Source organism: Serratia sp. A07, from assembly GCF_058725505.1.
The window spans coordinates 1-1,062 of the sequence record NZ_JBZXDO010000185.1; the positions used below are offsets into that span (position 1 = coordinate 1).

General features: G+C 61.7%; 1 protein-coding gene. It reads left to right on the forward strand.

The window, feature by feature from the left end:
* The first annotated feature begins 155 nt into the window (after positions 1 to 155).
* The gene (locus AC4PR2_RS29085) at positions 156 to 1,049 is read left to right on the forward strand and encodes a phage tail protein (protein ID WP_492176075.1); all 894 of its coding nucleotides are present in this window, start codon (positions 156 to 158) and stop codon (positions 1,047 to 1,049) included.
* Positions 1,050 to 1,062: the final 13 nt, after the last annotated feature.

Sequence of the window (1,062 nt, forward strand, 5' to 3'; positions counted from 1 at the left end):
GGTATCACGGTGCATTTTGCGCCGGTCATCCACATTGATGGTAAACGCCAGAATGCCGGCCCGGAGATACAAAACGCGCTGGGTATGGGGGTGCGCGAGCTCGAGCAGATGCTGGCTCGCGTCCTGCAACAACAGCAACGCAGGAGTTTTGAGTGATGTTTGCCGTCCTTGGTGATATTTCCTTTCAGCTGGCCACCAGTTTTGATGCCTTCGATGGCACCTTCGGCAGTGATTTTGCCGAACAGGCGCGCATCAGCAATAAACCCGGCCTGCAGTTCGTCGGCGCCAAGCTCGACGAATACCACATAACGGTGCTGTTTCATCAGCAGTATTGCTCCCCGGATGCGGAGTTCAAGAAACTGATGGCCGCCAATCAGGCACACCAGGCGCTGGCGTTTGTGCTGGGTAACGGCGACTACAAGGGCTGGTTCGTCATTACCGATATTGCCGGCAGTTATCAGCTTAATGGGCAGGACGGCGCGGCGCAGGCCATCTCGGTTGATCTGACTCTGCGCGAGTTTGCCGGCGACCCGGCCTCACCGATGACACCGCCAGGCGTCAGAACCAGTCTCCCGAGTCTGTCCCAGGGCAAAGCCGGTGCGCTGCCCGGCGCCGGGATTGGCGGCATGGTGCGCAGCGCCGTGGGGTATGCCCGTCAGGCGCAGTCAGCGTTGCAGACCGCCTCCAACGTCGTACGCGTGGCCCGCCAGATGAAAAGCAACCCGGTCGCCGCATTCACCCGCGTGCCTGGTGTACTCGGGAGCCTGGGCAATGTGGCGGCCCCGCTGGCGCAATCGGTGCCGTGGCTTAATCAACTGACCGGCCAGCTCCCGGAGACTATCCCGCTGGTTCGCGCCGCCGGCGAGGTCGCGGTGATGGTCAATGGTGCCCGGGAGACGCTGGGCGGTGTTCGTCCCGGTGATAACAAGAACCTTCCCGGCGTTTTAGATACCGTCGCGGGGCTGGTCGGCAGTGCCGTGACCACCTGGAACAATCAGTCCCCGCAGTTAAGCCGGCTTGCCAGCCGCATTATTACCCGGAGCCTGTGATGAATCACCCGCA

What these genes read in the sequence shown, in the direction of transcription:
- AC4PR2_RS29085 (WP_492176075.1), top strand. Translation starts at nt 156, where the DNA reads ATGTTTGCCGTCCTTGGTGATATTTCCTTTCAGCTGGCCACCAGTTTT.